This window comes from Mesorhizobium sp. Root102, assembly GCF_001425625.1.
Classification (GTDB): Bacteria; Pseudomonadota; Alphaproteobacteria; order Rhizobiales; family Rhizobiaceae; genus Mesorhizobium.
Genome location: NZ_LMCP01000009.1, coordinates 66,150 through 86,604, shown reverse-complemented (window position 1 = coordinate 86,604; position 20,455 = coordinate 66,150). Strand labels below are relative to the sequence as shown.

20 protein-coding genes are annotated in these 20,455 nt (G+C 63.2%); 1 reads left to right on the top strand and 19 read right to left on the bottom strand.

The genetic code is table 11. From position 1 onward, the window contains the following. Positions 1-126: 126 nt before the first annotated feature. The 18 genes from ASD12_RS09930 to ASD12_RS09845 form a co-directional block, all read right to left on the bottom strand. A complete protein-coding gene (locus ASD12_RS09930; protein ID WP_056584866.1) occupies positions 127-828 on the bottom strand; it encodes a tRNA (guanosine(46)-N(7))-methyltransferase TrmB in 702 nt (233 codons plus the stop codon). A gap of 23 nt (positions 829-851) precedes the next feature. Next, positions 852-2,117 carry a methionine adenosyltransferase gene (gene metK, locus ASD12_RS09925; RefSeq protein WP_056584863.1) on the bottom strand — a complete coding sequence of 422 codons (1,266 nt, stop codon included), beginning with the start codon at positions 2,115-2,117 and terminating at the stop codon, positions 852-854. Between the two features lie 169 nt (positions 2,118-2,286). Continuing rightward, positions 2,287-2,706 (bottom strand): helix-turn-helix domain-containing protein, encoded by a 420-nt coding sequence (locus tag ASD12_RS09920; RefSeq protein ID WP_056584860.1) that lies wholly within the window; start codon positions 2,704-2,706, stop codon positions 2,287-2,289. A gap of 137 nt (positions 2,707-2,843) precedes the next feature. Continuing rightward, entirely contained in the window at positions 2,844-4,436 is a 1,593-nt protein-coding gene (lnt, locus tag ASD12_RS09915; protein WP_056584858.1) for an apolipoprotein N-acyltransferase, read from the bottom strand. A 102-nt stretch (positions 4,437-4,538) separates the two neighbouring features. After that, positions 4,539-4,964 (bottom strand): VOC family protein, encoded by a 426-nt coding sequence (locus ASD12_RS09910; RefSeq protein WP_244482812.1) that lies wholly within the window; start codon positions 4,962-4,964, stop codon positions 4,539-4,541. A 116-nt stretch (positions 4,965-5,080) separates the two neighbouring features. Beyond that, complete coding sequence (locus ASD12_RS09905) at positions 5,081-6,163, bottom strand: hemolysin family protein (RefSeq protein ID WP_056584854.1); 1,083 nt, start codon at positions 6,161-6,163, stop codon at positions 5,081-5,083. A 28-nt stretch (positions 6,164-6,191) separates the two neighbouring features. Further along, complete coding sequence (gene ybeY / locus ASD12_RS09900) at positions 6,192-6,692, bottom strand: rRNA maturation RNase YbeY (protein ID WP_056584852.1); 501 nt, start codon at positions 6,690-6,692, stop codon at positions 6,192-6,194. A gap of 18 nt (positions 6,693-6,710) precedes the next feature. After that, the gene (locus ASD12_RS09895; protein ID WP_023758127.1) at positions 6,711-7,703 is read right to left on the bottom strand and encodes a PhoH family protein; all 993 of its coding nucleotides are present in this window, start codon (positions 7,701-7,703) and stop codon (positions 6,711-6,713) included. An 84-nt stretch (positions 7,704-7,787) separates the two neighbouring features. After that, the gene (gene miaB, locus ASD12_RS09890; RefSeq protein WP_056584850.1) at positions 7,788-9,200 is read right to left on the bottom strand and encodes a tRNA (N6-isopentenyl adenosine(37)-C2)-methylthiotransferase MiaB; all 1,413 of its coding nucleotides are present in this window, start codon (positions 9,198-9,200) and stop codon (positions 7,788-7,790) included. Between the two features lie 73 nt (positions 9,201-9,273). Next, positions 9,274-10,074, bottom strand: a complete 801-nt coding sequence (locus ASD12_RS09885; protein WP_056584847.1) for a 1-acyl-sn-glycerol-3-phosphate acyltransferase — start codon at positions 10,072-10,074, stop codon at positions 9,274-9,276. 20 nt (positions 10,075-10,094) lie between these two features. Then, positions 10,095-10,589, bottom strand: a complete 495-nt coding sequence (gene rimI, locus ASD12_RS09880; RefSeq protein ID WP_056584845.1) for a ribosomal protein S18-alanine N-acetyltransferase — start codon at positions 10,587-10,589, stop codon at positions 10,095-10,097. Between the two features lie 61 nt (positions 10,590-10,650). Next, entirely contained in the window at positions 10,651-11,328 is a 678-nt protein-coding gene (tsaB, locus tag ASD12_RS09875) for a tRNA (adenosine(37)-N6)-threonylcarbamoyltransferase complex dimerization subunit type 1 TsaB (RefSeq protein ID WP_056584843.1), read from the bottom strand. A 104-nt stretch (positions 11,329-11,432) separates the two neighbouring features. Further along, a complete protein-coding gene (locus tag ASD12_RS09870; protein ID WP_056584842.1) occupies positions 11,433-12,536 on the bottom strand; it encodes a DUF1513 domain-containing protein in 1,104 nt (367 codons plus the stop codon). Between the two features lie 2 nt (positions 12,537-12,538). Further along, the gene (locus tag ASD12_RS09865) at positions 12,539-13,618 is read right to left on the bottom strand and encodes an imelysin family protein (RefSeq protein ID WP_056584840.1); all 1,080 of its coding nucleotides are present in this window, start codon (positions 13,616-13,618) and stop codon (positions 12,539-12,541) included. After that, the gene (locus tag ASD12_RS09860; RefSeq protein WP_056584838.1) at positions 13,618-15,219 is read right to left on the bottom strand and encodes a di-heme oxidoredictase family protein; all 1,602 of its coding nucleotides are present in this window, start codon (positions 15,217-15,219) and stop codon (positions 13,618-13,620) included. The genes ASD12_RS09865 and ASD12_RS09860 overlap by 1 nt, the downstream gene beginning before the upstream one ends. A 12-nt stretch (positions 15,220-15,231) precedes the next feature. Continuing rightward, positions 15,232-15,717, bottom strand: coding sequence for a bacterioferritin (gene bfr / locus ASD12_RS09855; RefSeq protein WP_056584835.1), 486 nt, complete (start codon positions 15,715-15,717; stop codon positions 15,232-15,234). Next, positions 15,683-15,994, bottom strand: coding sequence for a (2Fe-2S)-binding protein (locus ASD12_RS09850; protein ID WP_056584833.1), 312 nt, complete (start codon positions 15,992-15,994; stop codon positions 15,683-15,685). Before ASD12_RS09850 ends, bfr begins: the two co-directional genes overlap by 35 nt. 114 nt (positions 15,995-16,108) lie before the next feature. Next, complete coding sequence (locus ASD12_RS09845; RefSeq protein WP_056584945.1) at positions 16,109-17,398, bottom strand: imelysin family protein; 1,290 nt, start codon at positions 17,396-17,398, stop codon at positions 16,109-16,111. Between the two features lie 433 nt (positions 17,399-17,831). Here ASD12_RS09845 and ASD12_RS09840 point away from each other — a divergent pair, with 433 nt between their 5' ends. Next, positions 17,832-19,085, top strand: a complete 1,254-nt coding sequence (locus ASD12_RS09840; protein ID WP_056584831.1) for an FAD-dependent oxidoreductase — start codon at positions 17,832-17,834, stop codon at positions 19,083-19,085. A gap of 30 nt (positions 19,086-19,115) precedes the next feature. Here the strand turns inward: ASD12_RS09840 and ASD12_RS09835 are convergent, their stop codons facing one another. Beyond that, complete coding sequence (locus ASD12_RS09835; protein WP_056584829.1) at positions 19,116-20,393, bottom strand: 4-aminobutyrate--2-oxoglutarate transaminase; 1,278 nt, start codon at positions 20,391-20,393, stop codon at positions 19,116-19,118. Positions 20,394-20,455: the final 62 nt, after the last annotated feature.

Sequence of the window (20,455 nt, the reverse complement as noted above, 5' to 3'; positions counted from 1 at the left end):
GAGACCAGAGCAGTTCACCGTTTCACGGAAACGGCGAACCGCTCTAACTCTTTGTTTTGACCCAATCCCCGACGGAAAACAGTTTCATACTTTTCCTGGAATTGCTCTCGTGCGCCGTGAGCGGGCCTATGTTCTGACAAAAGTGAGATAGGCCGGGCGCCGCCCCTCACGAATGGCCTTCGCCTCATAACGCGTCCCCGGCCAGCCGGCATAAGGCCGGTGCCAGTCCGCCGCCTCCGAAGCCTGCCATGCGAATGCGCCATGCGCACGGCAATGCAGCAGGGTCCAGTTGACATAGGTGTCGATATCGGACGCAAAGCGGAATTTTGAACCAGGCTTCAGCACACGCGCGAACCGCTCGAGATTGACCGGGCTGACGAAGCGCCGCTTCCAGTGTTTCTTCTTCGGCCAGGGATCGGGATAGAGCAGATCGATGCCGTCGAGCGAGGCTTGCGGCAGCCAGTCGAGCAGCCGGGTGGCGTCGTCGTCATAAACCCGCAGATTGGCGAGCGGTTTCTCCCGCACCGCCATCATCATCTTGGCCATGCCGTTGACGAAGGGCTCGACGCCGATAAAGCCGATCGAAGGCGCCTCGGTCGCGCGATGCAGGAGATGCTCGCCGCCGCCGAAGCCGATCTCGAGGCGAATCGCGCAAACGTTGGCATCAAACAGGGTGTGCAGATCAGCCGGCGGTTCGGCCGCCAGATCGAGCCGGTATGTGCCGAAGCCGCTTTCCAATGCGGCCGCCTGCTGCGGACGCATGGTCTTGCCGCGCCGGCGACCGAAGAAGGCTTCGGTCGCGCGGCTTGGTCTGTCCTTCGGGTCCATGGCGGGACTTTGCGGCGCCGCAATCAGGCGGCGACCGCGTCCCTGAGCGCCTTGGCGAGATCGGTCTTTTCCCAGGAGAAAGACCCGTCGCGGCCGGCCTTGCGGCCGAAATGGCCGTAGGACGACGTCTTGGCGTAGATCGGCTTATTGAGATCGAGATGGCGGCGGATGCCGGATGGCGACAGATCCATCACGGTGCGCAGCGCCTCCTCGAGCTTTGCCTCGTCGACCTTGCCAGTGCCGTGCAGGTCGACATAGACCGACAACGGCTGGGCAACGCCGATGGCGTAGGAAAGCTGGATGGTGCAGCGGTCGGCGAGTTTCGCCGCCACGACGTTCTTGGCCAGATAGCGCGCCGCATAGGCCGCCGAACGATCGACCTTGGTGGTGTCCTTGCCGGAGAAGGCGCCGCCGCCATGCGGTGCGGCACCACCATAGGTGTCGACGATGATCTTGCGGCCGGTCAGCCCGGCGTCACCGTCCGGTCCGCCAATGACAAACTTGCCGGTCGGATTGATGTACCACATGCAGTTGTCGGCGATCTTCAGTTCGCCCAGCGCCTCGCGGATATAGGGTTCGACAACCTTGCGAACCTTCTTCGAATCCCAGCTCGCATCGAGATGCTGGGTGGACAGCACGATCTGCGTCGCCTCGGCGGCCTTGCCGTCGACATAGCGAACGGTGACCTGGCTCTTGGCGTCCGGCCCGAGCTTGCCAGCTTCACCGCTGCCCTCGTGACGGGCGGCAGCCAGCAGTTCGAGGATCTTGTGGCTGTAGTAAATCGGCGCCGGCATCAGATCCGGCGTCTCGCGGCAGGCATAACCGAACATGATGCCCTGATCGCCGGCACCCTCTTCGCCCTGACGGTCGGAGGCGTTGTCGACGCCCTGGCCGATATCCGGCGACTGGCCATGCAGCAGGACCTCGATCTTCGCCGTTTTCCAGTGGAAGCCGGCCTGCTCATAGCCGATTTCGCGGATCGCCTTGCGGGCGACCGACTTGAACTTGGCCGGATTGACGACCGGATGGCCGGCGGCATCCTTGAGAATATTGCCGGCCTTGTCCTTCTTCAGCAGGGTCTCGGGGACGCGCACCTCGCCGGCGATGACGACACGGTTGGTGGTGGCCAGCGTCTCGCAGGCGACACGGACTTTCCACGGGTCCATCCCGGTTTTCTTGGCTTCGCGATAGACCAGATCGACGATCTCGTCGGATATCCGGTCACAGACTTTATCGGGGTGGCCCTCGGCAACGGATTCCGAGGTAAAGAAGTAGTTCTGCCGCGTCACGGGTGTCCCCTCTTGAAAAACGATCGGCAGGCTGCCGATTTTGGCGCGCCACGTGTTAGCGGGGCGAAGCGCCGCTCGTCAAGCGGTGCTTCGGTTCTGGCATGAATCTCGATGCAGTTATCTTGTGCCACTGGCGGCAAGGCGCCGCCGGTTCAAGCGCGATTGCGGATCAGTCGGCATCGTCAGTGGAGAGGGACTTGACCAGATCTATGATCCTGCGGCGCACCTTGGCGTCGGCGATTTTGACAAAGGCCCGGTTGAGCTGAAGACCTTCGGGGCTGCCGCAGAATTCGACGGCGAAAGCCATCGACGCATCCTCGGCAAACCCACGGCCCGCCACGGGCTCCTGGCCGGGCGCATCCTCGAAAAAGAAGGCGACAGGCACGCCGAGTATGGATGCGATCGCCTGCAGACGGCTGGCGCCGACGCGGTTGGTGCCCTTTTCATATTTCTGAATCTGTTGAAATGTGATACCGAGATTTTCTCCGAGCTTTTCCTGGCTCATTCCCAGCATGTTGCGGCGAAGCCGGATGCGACTGCCGACATGGATATCGATCGGATTCGGTTTCTTCTTGTTGTCTTCTGTCATTTTTTCCTCGCCGAATTTTTTCGGCTTTCTCTTTTTTCCTGCCCAAACGACGCCGGAGGCAACTGCCCCAACAGAACGATCCACCGACTTCGAGAAATTTCAGGCGCTTACAGTATGAGTTTCTAATGTGTGGGCTGTCAATTCGCCCGTAGCCTCTGCCTTACGTTCAACAGCACTGCCACAACGGCAAACAGCAACATGATCAGCATTCCGTTAATGCGCCGTTGGCCGGGAGATATGAGCGCCTTTTCGGAAATCGGTACATGCACATCGATGGCGCCGCGCGCGTCGATCGCCAGCGCATCAACGATGCGGCCGCGCGGGTCAACGACGGCCGAAATGCCGTTGTTGGCAGCACGCACCAATGGCAATCCATTTTCCACCGCACGGATCTGGGCCTGCCTGAAATGCTGATACGGACCCGGCGTGTCGCCGAACCACGCATCATTGGTAACGTTCACAATAAGCTGTGCTGACGTTGCGTCAACTGCCACCAGATCGGGAAAGATCACCTCGTAACAGATAAATGGCAGTGCGAGGATGCCGTCAGGCAGGGTGATGGCGTGCCGTTCGTTGCCGGCCGCAAACGTCATCGGCCCGGCAACCAGCTGCTCGATGCCGAACCGCTCGAGCAGGTCGGAGAAAGGCAGGTATTCGCCGAACGGCACCAGATGAACCTTGTCGACAGCGTCGGTGATCTCACCCTTGTCGTCGATCGCCACCACGGAGTTGTAATAGCGGCTGTCGGCATTCGCGGCCGAGCCGCCTTCCTCGCGGACGACGCCGGCGATCAGCATCTGGCCGGGTCCGAGCATGTCACCCAGCGCCGTCAATGCGTCCGGACGCTCGGTGAAGAGGAACGGCACAGAGGTTTCGGGCCACAGGATCAGTTGCGGCTTTTCATGGCCAGGGTCCGGCGCCTTGGCCGACAGCCCCATCAAGGTGGCGAAGATGCGGTCGCGCACCGATGCGTCCCACTTTTCCGACAGGTCCACGGCCGGCTGGACGATGCGGACGTCCAGGCTGCGCGCCGCCGGCTTTTCGGCAGCGGCAAGCCTGACATAGCCGAAGCCGACATGGGTGGCGGCAAGCACGACAAACAGCGCCGCACCGAGGCGCAGATGCCGGCGTGCCGCCAGCAATGCCGGCAGGGCGAAGACGAACACCGCGAGCGCGTTCATGCCGATCATGCCGGTGACCGAAACGCTCTGCATCAGCAAAGGCACGGGCATGGCCGCATAGCCGATGGCATTCCAGGGAAACCCAGTGAACAGGAAGTCGCGCAGCCACTCCGCCAGCCCGAAGCCGAAGGCAAGGGCGGCGATACGGCCGATATCGTTGCTCCACAGCAGGCGGGCAACCATGGCCGCAAAGCCGTAGAAAAAGGCGAGCATGAAAGGAATGCCGACTACTGCGAAGGGAAGCGCCCAGGCAAAGCTGTCGGCCTCGACCAGCAGCGCCGAGCCGATCCACCAGAGGCCGGCAAGAAAATAGCCGAAGCCGAACCACCAGCCGACGGCGAAGGCCGGCCGCAGGCGCCGGAACAGGCTGGCCGAGGCTTCACCGGTGGCGCCGTCGATCAGCCAGACCAGCAGCGGAAACGAGATGAAACAGGCGGCGAAGAAATCGTAGGGCGCCTGCCCAAGCACTGCCAGGGCGCCTGCGAGAAACGCCACGAGCGCGCGCCGCCAACCCCAAAGCAGAATTATCCGGCCGGCCAGGCGCTCCATGCATACTTCCGAGTCGCGCGAATCAGGACGCAAGATTTAACAGGCCGCGGTCCACGCTCCAAACGCCGGATGGCCGGCCGTGATGCAAGCTCCGCCACCGCTCTACCGGTGCCAACCCTCGATTTGAACATCGCCCAGCCGCTCGGCCTCCTCGCGCGGAACCGAAAGGATGGTCTGCGTGAAGGTCCAGACATGGCCCTCGGGATCGCGCGCCCGATACTGGCGCTCGCCGTAGAGCTGATCCGTCGGCTCCTGGATCATATCAGCACCGGCGGCCCTACCATGCTCGCAATGTGCGTCGATGCTATCCTTCAGTCTGACATAGACCGATTGCGTGTTCTTGCCCGAGACCGAAGCCGGGCTGGTGACATAATCGGCCCATTCGGAATCGACGATGATGTAGCAGTCGCCGAACCGCATCTCGGCGTGAACAAGTCTTCCCTCGGCATCACGGACCACCATGCTGCGCGCGAAACCGAAGGCCGCTTCAAGCCAGGCCAGCGCGGCCCATGGATCCTTGTAGAACACACCGGACCCCAGGGTGGAGTGCTTGAAGGGTCTTCGACCGTCATTCGTAAGCGCTTAGATCCTTGTTTTGTCGCATGAGGTTTATCGGAAAAGTCTGCAACTTTTCGGCATCATGCTTAAGCCTGCTCGGTGCGCGCGGCGCGCCGGCGGCGCTCGCCCTTCTGGCTCTGCACGATGCGCACGCGCTTGACGCGGCGCGGATCGGCGTCGAGCACGTGGAACTCGAAGCCGGGTATGGCCTGCACCACCTCGCCGCGGGCAGGGACGCGGCCAAGCGTGTTGAAGATCATGCCGCCGATGGTGTCGACATATTCGCCATGTTCACCGGCGGCGAAATCCTCGCCGATCATCTTGGCAACGTCGTCGATCTCGGCCTTGCCGTCGACGATGAACACGCCGTCACCGCTCTGGGTGATCATCGGCTCGTCTTCGTCATGCTCATCCTCGATGTCGCCGACCACCATCTCGACGATGTCCTCCAGCGAGGCAAGGCCGTCGGTGCCGCCATATTCATCAATGACCAGCGCCATCTGGGTGCGCGTCGTCTGCATGCGACCCATCAGGTCGGAGGCAAGCATAGACGGCGGCACGAACAGCACCGGGCGGATCAGGTTGAGGTCGCCAATGGTGCGTGCGAGGTCGACCTGGGCGAGGTCGAGAACCGTGGCGGCGGGGGTTTTCCTGGTCGTGCGGCCCTTCTTGACGCGTGCGATCTTGGTGATGTGGGCCAGCACGTCACGGATATGGACCATGCCGCGCGGATCATCGAGCGTCTCGGAATAGACCGGCATGCGCGAATGGCCGGATTGTTCGAAGGTGCCCAGGAGATCGCCGAGCGTCGTCGTGATCTCGACCCCCTGGATGTCGGCGCGCGGCACCATGACGTCCTCGACGCGCACCTCGCGCAGCCGCAGGATGTTGTTGAGCATGGCGCGTTCGCCGGGCGAGAAGGATTCGGCATCGCTCGTCGTCTCGGCAAGCGCGCCGGCGATTTCCTCACGCAGGCTGGTTCCATTGCGTTGCCGAAACAAGCCCAGAACGCGGTCGAACAGGGAGGGACCGGCAGGCGATGTTTCGCTGGCAACGCTGGCAGCGCCAGAGGTAACGGGACTCGGACTTGATCCCTCTTCCGAGGTATCGGAAGCCTTGGTCGCACTGCCGGCGTCGGGGCGGGCGGCAGTCTCTGGTTTGTCGTTCATCGTCGTCCGGTCAATTGATCAGAAGTAGTTACGCGTAGGGATCGGGAATGGCAAGCCTTGCGAGCGCTGCGCGTTCGATGGCTTCCATCGCCTCGGCCTCGGTGTCGGTCTCGTGATCGTAGCCCAGCAAGTGCAGCAGGCCATGGATGACGAGATGGGTGATATGGTTCTCGAGAGGCTTGTCTTCCAGTGCCGCTTCGCGCGTGACCGTCTCGGCGGCGAGCACGATATCGCCCAGCATCGGCGGCAGCGGGCCGCCTTGCACAAACGGAAAAGCCGGGAAAGACAAGACGTTGGTCGGTTTATCCTTGCCGCGCCAGCCGGCGTTGAGGGTCCGGATATGGGCGTCGTCGGAAAAAACGAGGCTGAGTTCGGAACGGCCCGCCGCGCCGGACTCGGCAAAAGCAGCCGCGACAGCGCGATCGACCAGCCGCGTCAGGCTTGCCTCATCGGGCCAGTTGCCCGCTTCGACAGATATATCGATGTCGACGGGAAGTGCCCCGTCGCCGGATATTATGTCCTCAGGCATGAAGCCGCATCGTCAAAATCAATTCTCGGCGCCGAGGCCGCGCGCCAGCTTGGCGTCCCGGTCGTAGGCCCTGACGATTTCCGCCACCAGCGGATGGCGAACCACGTCGCCATCGTTGAAGCGCACGGTGACCGCGCCTGCCACGCCGTCCAGCACCCGCAAGGCTTCGACCAGCCCCGATTTGGTGTTCGAGGGAAGGTCGATCTGGGTCGGATCGCCGGTGACGATCATGCGCGAGTTCTCGCCGAGACGGGTCAAGAACATCTTCATCTGCATCGGCGTGGTGTTCTGCGCCTCGTCAAGGATAACCGCGGCATGCGCCAGCGTGCGGCCACGCATGAAGGCGAGCGGCGCGATCTCGATGACTTCGGCGGCAATGGCGCGCTCGACCTTGTCGGCCGGCATCATGTCGTAAAGCGCATCGTAGAGCGGCCGCAGATAGGGATCGACCTTCTCCTTCATGTCGCCGGGCAGGAAGCCGAGCCGCTCGCCGGCCTCAACCGCCGGTCGCGAGAGAATGATGCGCTCGACCATACCGCGCTCGAGCAGCATCGCCGCATGCGCCACCGCCAGATAGGTCTTGCCGGTGCCGGCCGGGCCGATGCCGAACACCAGCTCTGACCGTTCCAGCGCCCGCATATAGGCGTCCTGGTTGAGCGAGCGGGCATAGATCGTCTTCTTGCGGGTGGCGATCTGGGCGGCGGAGACCTTGCCCTTGCGCTCCAGAGTCGGCAGCGTCAGCTGATCGTCGGCGGCGATCGCCATGCGCACGGCGCCGTCGACGTCGGACTGGCCGATATCGACGCCCTTCTGGAGAATGCCATAAAGATTGTCCAGGGCGCGGCGCGCCTGCTCGGCAGCCGACGCCGAACCCTTGATGGTAAGCTGGTTGCCGCGCGAGCGGATGTCGACGCCGAGCTTCTGCTCGAGCCGGGCGAGATTTTCGTCGAACTGACCGTAAAGGGCGCTGGCAAGCTTGTTGTTGTCGAAAGTCAGAACGATGTGCGCCATGTCAGAAGCCCCAGATGCCGGTACCGGGGGCAGGTTCTTCAGCTCTGCTGCGCTCAACCGTCTCTCCTCATCTGCCGAGACCCCTCAGGCCAATTCGGCGAACAGGCTGTTGTAACCTGTCTTCGTGATTCGCACCTGGATAATGTCACCGATTTCGCCGGCCTTTTCATCAACAATAACCGGCTGCAACCATGGCGAGCGGCCCACCTTCTGGCCAGCCTGACGGCCGGGCTTCTCGATCAGCGTGTCGATGGTGCTGCCGACGAGGCTCAAGCCGAAATCCTGCTGCTGCTTCAGAAGCAGGGCCTGCAGCCGTTGCAGGCGCTCGTGCTTGACCTTTTCCGGCACATGATCGGGCATTTCGGCGCCCGGCGTGCCGGGACGAGGCGAATATTTGAACGAGAAGGCCGAGGCGTAATTCACCTGGCGCACCAGTTCCATGGTCGCCTCGAAATCCGCTTCTGTCTCACCGGGGAAGCCAACGATGAAATCACCGGAAAGCGCGATGTCAGGCCGGGCGGCGCGGATGCGGTCGAGCAGCGCCAGATAATCCTTCGCCGTGTGGCGGCGATTCATCGCCTTGAGGATGCGGTCGGAGCCTGATTGTACCGGCAGATGCAGATAGGGCATCAACGCCGGCAGATCGCGGTGGGCCAATATCAGCTCGTCATCCATGTCGCGCGGATGGCTGGTGGTGTAGCGCAGCCGCGCCAAGCCAGGAATTTCGGCGAGCCTGAACAGCAGGCGGCCGAGGCCCCACTCCTCGCCGTTCTCGCCCCGACCATGCCAGGCATTGACGTTCTGGCCAAGCAGCGTCACTTCGCGCACGCCGGCTGCCGCCAGGCGCTCAGCCTCCGCAACAATCTGCGCCACCGGCCGGGAGACTTCGGAGCCTCTGGTGTAAGGCACGACGCAGAAGGTGCAGAACTTGTCGCAACCTTCCTGCACGGTGAGGAAGGCGGTGACACCACGCTTGATGACCTCGGCGCGCTTCGGCTGCGGCAGATGCTCGAACTTGTCCTCGATGGCGTAGTCGGTTTCGACGATCTTCTCGCCGCCGCGCACCCGCGCCAGCACGTCCGGCAGCCGGTGATAGGTCTGCGGGCCGATGACCAGGTCGACGGCCGGCGAACGGCGGATGATCTCGGCGCCTTCGGCCTGCGCCACGCAGCCGGCGACACCTACCAGCATCCCACGCCCGGCCAAGGCACGTTCGGCCTTCATATCGCGGATACGGCCGAGCTCGGAATAGACCTTTTCGGCCGCCTTCTCCCTGATGTGGCAGGTGTTGAGCAGCACAAGGTCGGCCTCGCCGATGGCATCGGTCGCGGAATAGCCGTCGGCGGCCAGCGCATCGGTCATGCGCTGTGAATCATAGACGTTCATCTGGCAGCCATAGGTCTTGATGAAGACCTTCCTGGTCGCTGCAGCCGGCGCGGCGGCCATCCCTTCGGCCGTGGCGGCGATGTCGTCACGCTCTATCGTGTTCAAGTCCATCTGGCGGCTTCTAACGCCTTTCCGTGACAAAAAACAGACGATTCTCGGCATGCGCCTGTGGGCGCAGCCGGGGCTAGCGGCTCGGGCGCGGATCAGCAAGCCCTGCCTGCATCATCTCACGCACCTGGCTTTCCATCAGTTTCGACGTTTCCTTGCGGTTCGAACCCTTGGAAAAGGCGATCGGTTCGCCGAAATGCACCTCGACGTCGAGGGCGCCCTCCGCCAGCAAAACCTTGAGATGCGGCATCAAATCCTCATCACCGATCCAGGCGGCAAGCGGCCGGTGGCGGCGGCCGAGCGGCACGCCGTGCAGGCGCGTGTAGGCGATCGCCACCGGCTGGATGAAGACCTGCTCGGCGGCGCCTTCCGAAATGGCCATCGAGGCGGCGCCAAAGAGGGTGCTCTTGAACGGCAGGATCATGTTGCCGTCGCCCGTCGAGCCCTCGGCAAACAGCACCATGGCATCGCCCTTGGCCATGCGGCTGGCGATCTCGCTTGCCTGGTCGCCCGAGGAACGCTTGCGTTCGCGCTCGATGAACACGGTGCGCTGCAGCTTCGACAGCATGCCGATCAGCGGCCAGCCTTCCATATCCGCCCTGGCGATGAACTTCACATCGACCTTGGAGCCGAGCACCATGATGTCGGTCCAGGAGATGTGGTTGGAGGCAACCAGCAGTGGGCGCTTGTCGGAGAGCGTACCCTTGACATGGATGCGCATGCCGAGCGCCCTGATGATCAGCCTGTGCCAGATCTTGAGGATGACGGTTTCCGGCCACCAGCCGGTCTTCATCGACAGTATCTGCAATGGCACGAGGACCAATGAGCCGGCGACAACGAGGCCCAGCGCCAGGAAAATCCTGATTTTCTTGATCATCGCCCTACCCCGCCGTCTCGCTAGCGAAGATCGCGGCGCATGACAAGCGCGCCGGTCGGTCCGTGTTCCGGCGACCTGTAGTAATTCGGCCGCTTGCCGACCTCGCGGAAGCCCAGTCGCCGATAGAGCGCGATCGCCGCGACATTGGTCTCGTCGACCTCGAGGAACAGCGCTTCGGCGCGCTGCGCGTGCAGTTCGCGCAGCACCGCGTCCATCAATTGCCAGCCCAATCCCTGGCGGCGATGCGATCGCGCCACCGCGACAGTCAGGATCTCGCCCTCGCCAGCCGCCAGCCTCGCCAGCACGAAGCCGACGGGAGGCTTGGCGCCCTGTCCGGTTTCCCGCGCCGCATAGCCGAACACGGTATCCTGTTCGAGCAAGGCGGCGAATTCGCCGTCGGTCCAGGGGCGGACAAAATCCTCGCGATGCAGCAGCGAGACCGCGCGGCTGTCGGCGATCTTCAGCGGCTCGAGCGCATAGTCGCGGCGGCGTGGTTGGAGAAAAGGTATGCGCATTAATGTTCGTTTTCTTGTTTGACCATGATCTTTCCCGAAAACCGGCTACCACTTTTCGGGATCATGGTCTGAGCCTTGAGAGAATGAACCCAGCCTGCGGCTTGGCGTCGGCGCCGCGCAAATAGAGCGGTTTAGGCTTATCGCTTTCGCCTTTGGCGGCGGCCAGACGGGCATAGGTGACAATATCGGCGGTGGCGCTCTCGGGGCCTATATCGAAAGCGCGCCCCGCCGATGTGGCGATCTGCGCTGCCGCAGTACCGGCAAGCACCGAAGAACTTTCCGTCGCCATGGTCACGGCTTCCGCCAGTGTGGTCACCGCCGGACCGTAAGTCAAAACCGACATTTCATCGTAAAGGGCGGCATGGATTTCCTCCCGCCCGGCATCGAGCGCCGCCAGCACGGCGCGGCCTGGAAATGCCGCTGCTGCCTCAGTGGCCAGCGCCCCGAGCGTCGTCACCCCGATCGCCGGGACCTTCAGCGCCAGCGCCAGGCCACGCGCGGTCGAGACGCCGACACGCAGACCGGTGAAGGAACCGGGGCCGACGGAGACGGCAATGGCGCCAAGACCTGCATAGTCGGTTGCACTTGCCTTCAGCGCTTCGGCGATAACCACCATCAGCTGTTCGGCATGGCCCTTGCCGAGATCGAGCACCGAACGGCCAAGCTCCTGCTTCGCCGTCGCGTCATAGACGCAGGCGGCGCAGAGGTTGGCGGCACAGTCGATGGCAAGCAATTTCATGAAACGACCGGTTCGAGAAACAATTCCCTGTGCCCGCCACGGCCCGCCACCGCAAGGGGATAGTGCATAATTTGTTAAGCGGCTTCGCTTCGGCTGGCGAGCTATCAGACCTGCTCGATGCGCAGCATGTGGTTGTCCCAGACATAGTCAGGTTCGGAGCGTGTCGTGCCGCTGCCCTCGATGATTTCGCCAGCGCCGGTGGTGGCCATGAAGCCGGTTCCGTCGGGCGCCACGCCGCAGACCTCGACCAGCGCGCTGGTCGAAACGATCCGGCCGCTGGCCGAATCGATCACGACAAGCGAATTGCCTTCCGGCGAGGACACGGCGACGGTTCCGGCAGCCGGATTGGCGGCGACCGAGCCTATATAGTTGCGGAAGCCGGACAAAACGTCCTGCGGCATGTCGAGCAATTGCAGGTCCTTGCCACGCGCGGCGCGGCCGACCAGCAAAGGACGATCGGTGCCCGGCCCCCTGTACTGGCAGCCAAACCAGACGGTTCCGGACGGATCCGTGTCCATGTGGCGGATCGACAGCTGGCGCAGTGCGGCCGGCAATTCGTGTTTCTCGATGAGGTCGCCGGTGACGCGGTCTATGAGCGCATAGGACGGCTTCATGGTGGCTATGTTGAGTTCGGCGCGACCGTAATCCGGATGGGTCTCGATGCCGCCATTGGCAACCGCGATCGTCCTGCCGTCGCCCAGCAGCAGAAGCTCGTGCGGACCCATGCCATAGGTCGGGAACTCGCCGACACGGCTGAATTTCGCCCGCGCATCGTAGACGCCGACGACGCCAGCGGCGTTGTCGAAGTCGTTTTCGGTGGCATAGAGCAGCGCACCGTCGGCCGAGAACACGCCATGGCCGAAGAAATGCCGGCCGGCGACGCTGGCGATGGTCAGCGGCGCGTCACGGCCCGAGTGGTCGAAAACCACGGCGAAGGTGCCAGGCTGGCGAGCGAAGATCACCGAGCGTTTCGACACCGGATCGAAAGTGACGTCGTGGCCGCGATCGGGCAGGTCGATCGCATGCAGGACCTTGCCAGCCTCGGACAGGACGGCGGCGCCATAGCTGCCGTCGCGCTTGACGAAGGCGGTGGCGAAAACGGCGTCCGCCGCGAGCGTCTTCGCCCAAGCCGATGGCGCCATTGCGGCGGCAAAGCCCATGCCTGCGGCCCTCAGAAAATCGCGGCGGTCGATCAGCGGCGTCCTCAAAATCAGTCCCCATCCAGCGACGAAAAGCCGGCGGTCAGGCCGAATTCAGCGGTCAATCTGGTGCCGATCAGGGTCGAAAGGCTGGAGGTGATCAGCGCGAAATGGTCGAGTTTGTCCCGCAGCGCCGGATCGACAAGCGCCTTGTCGATCGGTCCCTGAATGGATTTTGCGGTGGCGACACCGTTGACCAGCTGGATGTGGATCGATTCGGCCATCCAGCGAGCATCGGGCGGCAGGGCGTCGCCGAGCTTCGAGGCTTGGAACAGCGTATCGATGCCGGAGAGATTTCCAGCCAGTGACGCGGTAGTGTTTTGCGAGCGCCAGTAGATCGCCTGTTTCGGCTTGTCCGCATCCGGCTTGCCGCCGAAAAACCCTTTCAGGCGCACATCGCGGACCATTTCCAGCTCATTGATGAAGACGCCGACCAGTTCCGTCACCGCTTCGTTGCCGTCGCGGTAGAGCGCGGTCCGCGGTCCGGGATTGGCCCAAAGTGCAGCAAAGCCGTCCGGCTTGTTCCAGGCGGCGCTGACCTCACCGGCCATGGTTTCGATGTTGCCGGCAACCGCCGCGCCATAAGCGCAGCGATAGGGATCATCCTTGCCTGCCAGCGCATCGGCGCCGTCGCCGTAAAGCACGAACTCCAGCGCGCCCAGCCCCTGCATGGCGACACTCTTGCCGGCCAGCTGTGCCGGGTCGGTTGCGGTCGGATCCTTGGCCGACAGCGCTGCCTGCACCTGCTTCAGGCCGATGCTCTTGCGATCTGGCCAGAACAGCATGCGTTCCAGCCGGTTGTTCTCCTTGATCGGTCCGAAGCCGATGATTTCGGCCGACGACCAGGCATAGACTGTGGCGGAAAATTCAGAGCGCACGGCATCAAGTTCTCCTTGCGAGGGCGCTTCGCAGAGCTCGTGCATCGCCTTTGTCAAGGCTTCCGCGTGCTGATGCAGCCCTGCATAGGCCGGGCGGACAAAGCCGTCGATCGCCCGCTGGATGATTTCTGAGGCTTTGACCGCAGCAGACGCCGGGACGACGCCCAGCAGAGCCAGCGGAAGGACGAGAAACAATGCAGAGCGCTTGAGCATCACAGTGACTCCAGGAATTTGAGCAGCGCATCGCGGTCGGCCGCGTTGGCGACGGCAAAGCGGTCGCGTGCCTTCCGCGCTTCGCCGCCATGCCACAGGATGGCCTCGGTCAGGCTGCGCGCGCGCCCATCATGCAGGAAGAAAGAATTGCCGTTGACCGTCTCGGTCAGGCCGATGCCCCATAGTGGCGGCGTGCGCCACTCATTGCCCGTCGCATCACCCACCGCCTGGCCATCAGCCAGATCAGGCCCCATGTCGTGCAGCAGGAAGTCGGAATAGGGCCAGATCAACTGGAAGGCCTGCGCCTTGTTGGGCGAGCCGCGACGGGTGACGAATTTCGGTGTGTGGCAGGCAATGCAGCCGATCTCGTAGAAGATTTTCTTGCCGACGAGCACTTGTGGCGTGTCGAGGTCGCGGCGCGCCGGCACGGCCAGGTTCTGCGAATAGAAGGTGACGAGGTCCGTCACCGGCGGCGGCGCCTCCACTGGGCCGAGACGCTGCTGCACGCCGTTCGGCATGGCGAGGCATTTGGCCTGCGCGGCTGTACAGTCGCCCCAGTGTTTGGGCTCTTCCGGCGTCGAGATGCCGATGTCGCCGGCAAAGGCGTCCGCCGTCTGCTGGCGGATCGACGCCGTCTGCGCCTTCCAGCCGAAACGGCCAAGCGTCAGTTCGCCGCTTTGGCCGTCGCGCACGATGTTCGGCCCGCCGGAAATGCCGTCGCCGTCCCGGTCGTCGGGGTCGGCGCGGGCAAGAATATCCGCCGGTGCGATCTGTTCGATCAGGCCAAGGCCGATCATCGGCGGCGTCAGGCGCGGCGACAGCGTGGTGCGCGGATCGAGCGGCCCATAGTCTGGATTGGTGACCGAATAGCTGGGCTTGCGCAAGGAAATCACGGTGCCGTCCGACAGTGTCACCTTACGTTCCTGATAGTCGACATGCATCCTGCCTTCGCCGCGCAGGCCGGGAACGGCCAGTTCCTGCAACTGCGTGCCGTAGACCGGGTCGGGAAAGTTGAGCACCTTGTGTTCGGCAAGCGCTGCCTTCTCTTCCGCGTTGCTGGCCTCCCGAGCCAGCCGCAGGAACATCGACGTCGTGCCGGCGTCGCCTTGCGGCGGACGGCCGCGGCCATCCTTCAGATGACAGTTCTGGCATGCGCGTTCGTTGAACAGCGGGCCGAGCCCGTCCGACGCCTGCGTCGAGGATGGCGACGACACCCAGTTCTTGCGGAAAAGGGCATTGCCGAGCTTGAAGTCGCCCTCTTCCTCGAAGTTGATGTTGGCCGAGGGTTGCGAGAAGGAATCGCGGCTGACGTCCTTCCTGGACGTACCGGCGCCGCCTTGCATCAGTTCGAATTGCTCGGGTCTGGAAAAATCAGTGGTCGGCCTGGTGATGGCGGTGACGCGCGCCTGATCCTTCACATTGAGGTCGGTGCGCGTGGTGGCGAGGACGGCAGGCTGAAGGTCACCGGCCATCGCGGAAGAGGTGAGCGCCACCACGAGGATGACGCAGCGCCGACGCGCCAGTCTGGCCGGCGTTTTCTCAAGGGGCGGCGAGCCATCGGCCCGCCGCGAGCGGCGCACGAATTCTAGCAGGCGCCGCATTCCCGCATGCCCTTACTCCGCCTCGCCCGCCGATGCGGCGTTGAGCTGGCCGTATTTTTCCTCGCCGATCGAGGCAAGCAGGTCGAGCTGCGTCTCGAGGAAGTCGATATGACCTTCCTCGTCAGTCAGCAATTCCTCGAACAATTTCATGGTCACGTAGTCGCCGGCTTCGTTGCAGATTTCGCGCGAGCGCTTGTAGGCTGTACGCGCGTCATATTCGCCGGCAAGGTCGGATTCGAGCACTTCCTTGACGTTCTGCCCGATGCGCAGCGGCGCCACGGACTGCAGGTTCGGATGGCCTTCCAGGAAGATGATGCGGGCCACGAGCTTGTCGGCATGGTTCATCTCTTCGATCGATTCCGCGCGCTCCTTCTTGGCCAGCTTGGCGTATCCCCAGTCCTCAAGCAGACGGAAATGTACCCAATACTGGTTGACGGCGCCGAGCTCCAGAAAAAGAGCCTCGTTAAGCCGCTCGATGATCTGCGGATCGCCTTTCATGATTTCTGCTCCCGTATTGGACGCGCAGGCCTCTGACGCGATCCAGGTGTGAAACGACATCCACGCCGTTCGCCTCCGAGCGGGCGTGGTAGTTTTCGGTGACCCGAATGATCGTTTCGACCACATTTGGGAAGCAGCCGCAACAGCGGCCGCGCTTTTGCATGGCGTGATAGACCTTCGCCGGCACGATCAGCTGCCAGGAATCCTGATCCAGCAGCCCGACGATCGTCTGCTCGATCTCCTTCTCGGTGATGATATTGCAATGGCAGATCAGCATCAATTTGCTCGGATGGCTGACGGCGCCTCCCGCGCCGTGTGGCTTGATTTCTTAACCGGAGCCCATTCCGAAGCCGGCTATCCAGCTCCGGATCAGGCTCCAGCCTTTCGGCGGCTACTTGAACACCTTGTCGGGTGCGTCGAGACTGTCGGACCCTTCGAAGGCGATGGTGCTGAGCTTCAGGGAGCCAACGGCGCGTTCGATCGACTTGGTCTGGTCGATCAGCGCGTCGATCGCTGCCTGCACGGTGGCATTGCCTTGCGTGTTGCCCTCGGCGATCTGCTGGTCATAGGCCTCGCCGGCCAATGCCCGTGTCTTGATCGCCTCCATCTTGGCGACCGCGACATCGAGCTTGTCCGACAGTTCCTGGTCGATCGCCGGATCGGCCGCCTTCAACATATCGGCCACGGAGGGGCCCGAAACGACGGTGCCGTCGAGCCTGGTATAGCTGGCATGGTAGGCGGCGCGAATGCCGATGGCGTCGTAGAGATGCGAGTTGTAGGTGTTGTCGGAAAAGCAGTCATGCTCCTCTTCCGGATCATGCAACAGCAGGCCGAGCTTCATGCGTTCGCCGGCCAATTCGCCGTAGGACAGTGAGCCCATGCCGGCGAAGATGGACGAGATCGCAGCGTTCGGCTCGCCGTCGACGACGGCCTTGCGGGCGGCGCCGCCTTCCTTCCAGTTGCCGACCATCTCCTGAAGATCGGAAACCAGAAGATCGCTTGCCGATTTCAGATACTGGGCGCGGCGGTCACAATTGCCGCCGGTGCAATTCTTGAGGTCGTAGTCGGTATAGGGGCGCTCGCCGGCACCCGGGCCGGTGCCATGCAGATCCTGGCCCCAGAGCAGAAATTCGATGGCGTGATAGCCGGTAGCGACATTGGCCTCGATCCCGCCGGCCTCCTGCAGCGTGCCGGAGAGGAATTCCGGCGAAAGCTTCGAAGCATCGACCTTCTTGCCGTTGATCTCGATCTCCTTGTTGGCGATCACATTGGCCGTATAGAGCGCATTCGCGTCCGATTCGGTGCCGTAGCTCTTGGCGACATAGTCGATCAGGCCTTCGTCCAGCGGCCAGGAATTCACCTTGCCTTCCCAGTCGTCGACGATCTTGTTGCCGAAACGGTAGACCTCGGTCTGCTGGTAAGGCACACGCGATGCCTTCCATGCCTCGCGGGCAGCGTTGAGGGTTTCCACCGATGGCTTGGCGAGCAATGCGTCGACCGCCTTGTCGAGTGCCTGCGCGGTGGTCAACGAATCTTCATATTTGGCCAGCGCGATGTCGGAATAGGTCTTGACGACCGCCTTCGCATCGGTTTCCGCCTTTGCCGGCAACACGAACACCGCCGCCGTCAGCAGGGCCGTGGCGCCGATCGCGGCGAGCCTGCCGCCATATCGTGCTGTCACAATCACTCTCCAGTTTCTCGGAATTTCTGTAAACGGCGCGCGCGGCGACAGGCGCCACGCCATATGCATGCCATTGGGCGCAAGAGATGCCGCGCCATCGCGCGGTTCGCGGAAGAAAGACACCAAAATGCCTCCAATCGAAAGGGTTCAAGGCCCAGACATTAAAGGGATGCGCTGACGCGCGAGCTTCCATAAAGCTGTGACATCGTCGAATGTCAATGACAATCCGCAAGAAAAGCCAATTGAAACAATAGTTTAGAATTATTCTAAACTACGACTGTCAACTTTATGCTGTTCCTGCGCCGGTCTTGCAACTGAACTGTACGATTGACAGCCGCCATCCCGGGTGCGACCCGCAAAAGCTAGCTTGCGGCGTCGCCAGACAATTGCCACATGGCGAGACATCCTAGGATAGAAGCGGGATTGGAATGCGATGAAGAACGGTGTGGTCATTGTCGGCGCGGGTCATGCGGGCGTGCAAGCGGCTGCCAGTCTGCGCGAGGACGGCTATGACGGGCAGGTGATCCTCGTCGGTGACGAGAACGAGTTGCCATACCACAAGCCACCCTTGTCGAAGACCTTCATCAAGGATGCCGAGGCCAAACCGCAACCCTTGCGTGGCGAGGCCTTCTACACCGGCAGTGCCATCGACTACCGGCCGGGCGTCAGGATCGATCGCATCGATGCCGGACGCCGCAGCCTGGAGATATCAGACGGCGGTGTGCTTGCCTTCGACCACCTGATCCTGGCGACCGGCTCGCGCCCGCGCGCCCTGCCGCTGCCGGGCTCCGATCTGTCCGGCGTGCTGTCGCTGCGCTCGCTGGCCGATGCGCGGCTGATCCGCGAGCTCAGCGCGCAGAGCGACGAGGTCGTCATCCTAGGCGGCGGCTTCATCGGGCTGGAGATCGCAGCCACCTTGAGGGCTGCCGGCCGCATGGTGACAGTTGTGGAAGCGGTGGACCGGCTGCTCGGCCGCGCCGTGGCGCCGGTCGTGGCGAGCCACGTTCGGCAACGGCTGGAAGCGGCAGGCGTACGCATCCTTACCGGCACTTCGATTGCCAGGCTCGAAGGCGAAAGCGGCCATGTGGCGGCCGCGATCACCTCGTCAGGCGAAAGGCTGCCGGCGCGTATGGTCATCGTCGGCATCGGTGCCGTGCCGAATGTCGAACTGGCGCAGTCCGCAGGCCTCAGCATCGCCAACGGCATCCGCGTCGATCACCAGATGCGCACTTCGGTGCCTGAAATCCTGGCCATCGGCGACGCTGCTTCCTACCGGCACTGGTTCACCGGCGGCGACGTGCGGCTGGAATCGGTGCAGAACGCCACCGACCAGGCGCGGCTTGCCGCACGCACGATCACAGGCCACACCGATGCCTATTCGGCTGTGCCCTGGTTCTGGTCCGACATCGGCGACATGAAATTGCAAATGGTCGGTCTGACCGCCGGTGGCGACAGCCATGTCGTGCTGGGTGACCTGCCCGACAACAAATTCTCGATCTACCACTATGCCGGCGACCGGCTGCTCGGCATCGAATCGGTCAACCGACCCGGCGACCACATGCTTGGCCGCAAGATGCTCGGCGCCGGCTTCTCGCCGAGGCCGCAGACGATCGCGGCTGGCCCCGAAGGGCTGAAAGCGGCGCTGGCTGCTTTCCTCGATAGCGAACCCGCTAGAGCGGCGGGATAATTCCGCGCCGTCCAGCCGGCGCGCCGCCGATCAGGCGGCGCAGACTTCGCGGATCGAGCTTTCCAGGATATCGAGCGCCTCGTTCATGACACCGTCCTGGATGGTGATCGGGGCGAGGAAGCGGATGACGTTACCATAGACGCCGCAGGTCAAGAGGATCAGGCCCTTGTCGAGCGCCTTCAGCCGGATCGCGTTGGCGATCTCGGCCGACGGCAGGCCCTTCTTGACGTCGTTGAACTCGACGGCGTTCATGAAGCCGAGGCCTCTGATGTCGACGATCTCGGGCACGTCGTCGCGGATCGACTGCAGCCGCTGTTTCAACCTTGCACCCAGCGTGTTGGCGCGGTCGCACAGCTTTTCGTCCTCGATCACGTCGAGCACGGCGTGTGCGGCGGCGACACCGATGGGGCTGCCGCCATAGGTGCCGCCGAGCCCACCGGGGCCGGGCGCATCCATGATTTCGGCGCGGCCGGTGACTGCGGCCAGCGGGAAACCGCCGGCCAGGCTCTTGGCCATGGTGGTGATGTCGGCCGCCACCTCATGGTGATCCATCGCAAACATCTTGCCGGTGCGGGCGAAGCCGGTCTGCACTTCGTCGGCGATCAAAAGCATGCCGTGCTGGTCGCAGAGCTTGCGCAGCGCCGTCAGGAACTCGCGCGGAGCGTCGTAGAAGCCGCCCTCGCCCTGCACCGGCTCGATGATGATGGCGGCGACGCGAGCCGGGTCGACATCGGCCTTGAACAGCCGGTCCAGTGCTGCCAGTGAATCGGCGACCGACACACCGTGCAGCGGCACCGGGAACGGCGCATGGTAGACGTCGCCCGGCATGGCGCCGAAGCCGACCTTGTAGGGCACGACCTTGCCGGTCAGCGCCATGCCCATGAAGGTGCGGCCATGGAAGCCGCCGGCGAAAGCGATGACCGCCGGGCGGCCGGTGGCGTTGCGGGCGATCTTGATGGCGTTCTCGACCGCCTCGGCGCCAGTGGTGACGAAGATCGTCTTCTTCTCGAACTTGCCGGGCAGCATGCCGTTCAGCCGTTCCGCCAGCCGCACATAGCTCTCATAGGGCACAACCTGGTGGCAGGTGTGGGTGAAGCGGTCGAGCTGCGCCTTGACCGCCTCGATCACCTTCGGGTGACGGTGACCGGTGTTGACGACGGCGATACCCGACGAGAAGTCGATGTAGCGGCGGCCTTCGACATCCCAGATCTCCGAATTCTCGGCCCGGTCGGCATAGATCTGCGTGGTCATGCCGACGCCGCGCGAGATCGACTGGTTCTTGCGCTCGGAAATGGCTGAATTCTTCATGGTATCCCTCATCGGGCCGGCGCCCGTTCTTGTTGATGTCGCTGACATGTCTTCTGACCTTA

Coding starts and splice junctions, on each gene's coding strand:
- ASD12_RS09850 (WP_056584833.1), bottom strand. CDS start 15,994: ATGCTGATCTGCCATTGCAATATCATCACCGAGAAGGAGATCGAGCAG.
- lnt (WP_056584858.1), bottom strand. CDS start 4,436: ATGGAGCGCCTGGCCGGCCGGATAATTCTGCTTTGGGGTTGGCGGCGC.
- ASD12_RS09920 (WP_056584860.1), bottom strand. CDS start 2,706: ATGACAGAAGACAACAAGAAGAAACCGAATCCGATCGATATCCATGTC.
- ASD12_RS09905 (WP_056584854.1), bottom strand. CDS start 6,163: ATGAACGACAAACCAGAGACTGCCGCCCGCCCCGACGCCGGCAGTGCG.
- miaB (WP_056584850.1), bottom strand. CDS start 9,200: ATGGACTTGAACACGATAGAGCGTGACGACATCGCCGCCACGGCCGAA.
- ybeY (WP_056584852.1), bottom strand. CDS start 6,692: ATGCCTGAGGACATAATATCCGGCGACGGGGCACTTCCCGTCGACATC.
- ASD12_RS09930 (WP_056584866.1), bottom strand. CDS start 828: ATGGACCCGAAGGACAGACCAAGCCGCGCGACCGAAGCCTTCTTCGGT.
- bfr (WP_056584835.1), bottom strand. CDS start 15,717: ATGAAAGGCGATCCGCAGATCATCGAGCGGCTTAACGAGGCTCTTTTT.
- ASD12_RS09885 (WP_056584847.1), bottom strand. CDS start 10,074: ATGATCAAGAAAATCAGGATTTTCCTGGCGCTGGGCCTCGTTGTCGCC.
- ASD12_RS09840 (WP_056584831.1), top strand. CDS start 17,832: ATGAAGAACGGTGTGGTCATTGTCGGCGCGGGTCATGCGGGCGTGCAA.
- tsaB (WP_056584843.1), bottom strand. CDS start 11,328: ATGAAATTGCTTGCCATCGACTGTGCCGCCAACCTCTGCGCCGCCTGC.
- ASD12_RS09860 (WP_056584838.1), bottom strand. CDS start 15,219: ATGCGGCGCCTGCTAGAATTCGTGCGCCGCTCGCGGCGGGCCGATGGC.
- rimI (WP_056584845.1), bottom strand. CDS start 10,589: ATGCGCATACCTTTTCTCCAACCACGCCGCCGCGACTATGCGCTCGAG.
- ASD12_RS09865 (WP_056584840.1), bottom strand. CDS start 13,618: ATGCTCAAGCGCTCTGCATTGTTTCTCGTCCTTCCGCTGGCTCTGCTG.
- ASD12_RS09835 (WP_056584829.1), bottom strand. CDS start 20,393: ATGAAGAATTCAGCCATTTCCGAGCGCAAGAACCAGTCGATCTCGCGC.
- ASD12_RS09895 (WP_023758127.1), bottom strand. CDS start 7,703: ATGGCGCACATCGTTCTGACTTTCGACAACAACAAGCTTGCCAGCGCC.